The 4262-nt window shown below is 67.9% G+C and carries 3 protein-coding genes and 1 pseudogene; all 4 read right to left on the reverse strand.

Annotated elements, in window-relative coordinates; translation table 11 throughout:
* Positions 1 to 1271, reverse strand: a 1271-nt coding sequence (locus JNK68_15150) for an MMPL family transporter (GenBank protein MBL8541682.1), incomplete at its 3' end; no start/stop codon positions are given.
* A 618-nt stretch (positions 1272 to 1889) separates the two neighbouring features.
* Positions 1890 to 3356, reverse strand: a pseudogene (locus JNK68_15155) (sulfotransferase).
* A 132-nt stretch (positions 3357 to 3488) separates the two neighbouring features.
* Complete coding sequence (locus JNK68_15160) at positions 3489 to 4016, reverse strand: O-acetyl-ADP-ribose deacetylase (protein ID MBL8541683.1); 528 nt, start codon at positions 4014 to 4016, stop codon at positions 3489 to 3491.
* A gap of 68 nt (positions 4017 to 4084) precedes the next feature.
* On the reverse strand, positions 4085 to 4262 hold a 178-nt coding region (locus tag JNK68_15165; GenBank protein MBL8541684.1), incomplete at its 5' end, for a cysteine-rich CWC family protein.

Consider the following 4262-nt stretch of genomic DNA (forward strand, 5'->3'; position numbering starts at 1 on the left):
AGCTCCGCGACCCCGGCGTAGCTCGTCGGCACGAAACAGAAGAATCCGATCGCCGTGGTGAGGGTGCCGATGCCGAGCGAGCCGGCCACATGCAGCGTGGCGCGCTCGAGCGCGGCGCGATGCGCGGGGAGCACGGCGGCAAGCTCGCGGTAGCGCAGACAGAGGTAGATCGCGTAGTCAGCCCCGATGCCGATGTACATCACGGAAAAGGCGACCGAGATCAGGTTGAGCGAGCCCAGCGCCGCCGCGGCGAAGGTGGCGGTAAAGATGAGCCCGAGGATGAGTGCGATCTGCGTGGTGATCACCAGCCACAGCGAGCGCAGCCCGATGAGCATCACCAGGCTCACGCCGATGAACGATCCGACGCTCGCCATCTGCGCACCCAGGCTCGCGCTCTTGAGTTCGTCCAGGGAAAGCGCACCGTCCCCGGTCAGCCTGACCGTCACGCCGCTTGCCTGCGGGTCGAGCGCGGTGATCGCCTGTCTGATCTCCGCGATCAGGGCCTCGCCGGGCACCAGCGTGTCGAAGTCGAGGCGCGGCATGACTTCGATCATCACCCGCCGGTCACCCGGGTCCGTCTTCCGGCCGCTCATGAGCTCGATCCACGAAAGATGCGCGGGCGAGCCGGCGAGGTACGCGCGCAGCGTCCCGGCGATGCTCGCGAAGACGGGGCCGAGGTCTATGTCGTCCGTGCGCGCTTGCCCGATTGCCCGCTCGATCAGCGCGAAGAGGCCGCGCAGGCTGCGATCGGAGGAAACCTCGGCGAGGAACGGCTGTACCTGCGCGAGGCGCGCGGACAGCGTCTCCAGCTCGGGCAGGTCCGCGAAGAGCAGGCCGTTCTGGCGAAAGAAGGGGCTCTCCTGCGGAAAGAAGATCCACTGGAGGTGTTGCGTGTCGGATTGCAGCCGCTGGTAGAGTCGTGCGGCCGCGTCGCGCGCCTGGTCCGGCGTGGCACCGTCGATGACGATGACGATGGAGTCGCGCGACTGCGGGAAGGCCTTCTCGAACGCGAGCAGATCGCGCCGCCACGGCAGCGCGTCGGAGAGCACGTCCCCCGGATAGGTGTTGATGCGCAGATGGTGAACCGTGTAGTACAGCGCGCCGGCGGCGGACAGCACGGCCAGCCCGATCACCAGCACCGGCCAGCGCATGGCAAACGCAAGCCACGCTGCGAGCAGTCGCTCGATGCGGGCGGGCAGACCAGTTCTCTCCACGGTCAACGTATCATCCCTGTGCGCGGACTTTTCCGTCGTCCCAAATCCGTGTCCCATTGATCGTCGCAACCCGTGCTGCCCGAACCCGAGACCATCGTTCGCATCCTCACCACCGGTTCGCTCGGCGGACTGTTGCTCGCGGTTGGCCTCAGGCTGCGCTGGGCGGAGATCGCAGTGGCACTCGCGCGTTGCCGCATCGGCCGGATCGCGTTCGCAAACTTCGTCCTCGTGCCGCTGCTCGCGCTGGCGGTCGCACGCACCGCGTCGCTGTCGCCGGAACGTTCGGTCGGCATGCTGCTGCTCGGGGCGGCCCCCTTTGCGCCGGTGGTGCCGGTATTCACGCGACTCGCACGCGCGGACTTGGCACTTGCCGCCGGCTTGACTTCGGCCTTCCCCGTGGCGGTCGCGGTGTTGACACCGCTGGTGCTGCTCGTCGCTCTGCCGTGGTCGACCGGCGCGGCAGACATGCACTTCCGGCCCGTCTTCATCCTTGCCGTCCTGCTCGCGACGATCACGCTGCCGCTCGCCGCGGGCGTCGCGCTGAACCACCTCTGGCCGGGTCCATGCAGGCGGGTGCTGCGGCCGCTGGAGATCGTCGCGGAGGCGACCGGGGCAGTGTCGCTGCTGTTCGTGACTGCGGTCGAGTGGCCGAACATCGTCGCCACGCCGTGGCAGTCACTCCTTGCCATGATCGTCTTCGTCGAGGCGTCCTTCCTGCTCGGGTATGCTGCTGGCGGCGCCGAGCCGGCGCGGCGCATGGTCATCGCGCTCGGCACCGGCAATCGCAATATCGCGCTGGCGCTGCTGGTCGCGCTCGACAGCTTTGCCGGCACGGTGATCCCGGGCGTGGTCGTCACCATCGCGCTGCTGCTGATCCTGTCCGGCCTTCTGCACGTCGCGTGGTACCGGTTTCTTGGGGCCGGCGCGAGTGCAGGCGTCCCCGAGCGTCCGGCTTCGTAGTTCTCCGGCGTCGGCTCAGGCGGATCGCTCGAGCGGTCCCGTCGCCTTGCGGCCTTCGCCCAGGCCGTAAGCCTGGATGACGTCGCTGAGTTCGGCTTCGATCCAGTCTGCGGAGAGGCCGAACTCCTCGAGCGTGTAGACGTGGCGACTCCGGTAGCTTCCTTGCCGCGTCGAGGCGAGTTCGAGGCGGGCGCGGAAGGCCGGTCCGATCGACCATCCGAAATGCCGGTAGAGCGCTTCTACGGTGCCGCGCGGGTCGCGCACGAGATCACGGTAGTCGATGTGGAACAGGCGCTCGGGCGGCATCTCTTCCTCGAAGCGCATCAGGTGGCGATACCACTCCACGGCCAGGCCGGCATAGGCTTTCGCCACCGGGCCGTCCTTGGCAATTTCCGGCGAATGTGCCTGCCATACCGGCACGTACAGGCTCACGTGGGAGGCGACGGACTGGGCGGGGTGGCGCATGATCGTGATGAATCGCGCATCCGGAAACTCGCGGCCGAGCGCCTCGACGGCACCGGCAGAGCATGTCGACTTGATCAGCATGACGCGGCCATTGCCGTGCGCGCAGGCCTGCCGCTGCAGGCAGCTGCGGTAGTACTTCATCAGCTTCGCGCGGCTGGCGGGGGGCAGTGCATCGGGGAAGCCGACTTCCCAGAGCTCGTCGACGAAGGGAAACAGCAGGAACGCGGCTTCACCTGCGAAGGCGTAGACGAAGAGAGCGTGATCCTCCTCCGGTTCGGTGAGGCGCATGCGGTGCATGTCGTCCCAGCCGCCGAACCATTGGCGCTCGGCGACCGCCAGCAGTCGCGCGAACGGCGAGCCGAGCGCGCCGTCGAGCCGGGCCAGCGCATCGATCGCACGTTGCAGGCAGACCACGGGAAAGATCGTGTGATGCATCTTCCAGTGGACGAAGCGCTCTTCGTCGAGCGCAAGCAGCTTCTGCAGGAAGCTCGTGCCGCTGCGGGGCGGTGCAATGATGAAGACCGGCTGCGCGACCGTTTCGTCACGGAAGCGCGGGGCGACGACATGATCGAGCGCGCGCCCGACGAGGAGCAGGGCGCGAAAGACGAGAAAGAGGATGCTGAAGAAGATCACATATCCCCAGCGTCGCAGGCGGAACGGCTGTTCGAGCAGGCTGAGACGCAGCGCCTTGAAGAAGGATCGATAGTTGAAGAACATTTGCGGCCCCTGCGGGGACCCCAGGTCGAATGGGAAAGCCGTGATACGGCGAGTGCCGGGCGCTGCGAGGGCGACCGGCGCGCGGCGCGGATGATGACACAGATGGTGCGCTGCGGGAATGGGGGCTAGCTCTCAGGCGGCGTCGGTGACGCTTTGCAGAACGCTGCCGGTGTCGTCGTCGAATGCCGCGAGGAGCACGGCTGCGAGGTCGCGACCGCCCGCGAGCCGCGCCCGGATCTCGCGCACGGCGACGGTGGCGGCGAGTTCGAGTGGATAGCCGAAGATGCCGCAACTGATCGCGGGGAACGCAATCGTTCGCACGCCGTGCGCGCTCGCCAGCGCGAGCGCATTGCGGTAGCAGGCTGTGAGCAGTTCCTCCTCGCCGCGCCCGCCGCCTTTCCACACCGGCCCCACCGTGTGGATGACGTAACGGTGCGGCAGGCGGAAGGCGGCGGTGATGCGCGCCTCCCCGGTCGGGCAGCGCACCCCGGGCCGAACTTCGGGAATGCGGCGGCAGGCCTGCAGAAGCTCCGGACCCGCGGCGCGGTGAATGGCGCCGTCGACACCGCCGCCACCCAGGAGCCCCTCGTTGGCGGCATTCACGATCGCGTCCACGGGAAGCGTCGTGATATCGGCCACGACCACGCGAATCCTGCTCATGTGGAAATTACGAGCCGGCGCAATCTTCACCTCAATTTCCTGGTGCGGAAGAAACGATCTGCGCGTGCTCAATCGCCGTCCGCCGCGGCGGATGCCCCTGCGCACCGCCGGCAGAGACACGCCCGATTGCGCAGCGCGTCCGGTACGCGGGCAAGCGTCGCGGCATCGATCACGATGTCGCGACACCAGCACGGCGTGTCGGTGCTGCCGGTGCGGGAGACGGCGCAGTCGTTCTCTCCGCCGCAC

This window comes from Betaproteobacteria bacterium (assembly GCA_016791345.1).
Classification (GTDB): Bacteria; Pseudomonadota; Gammaproteobacteria; order Burkholderiales; family JAEUMW01; genus JAEUMW01.

Excerpts from the sequence above, each read along its gene's own strand:
- JNK68_15160 (MBL8541683.1), bottom strand. The coding sequence starts at position 4,016 with ATGAGCAGGATTCGCGTGGTCGTGGCCGATATCACGACGCTTCCCGTG.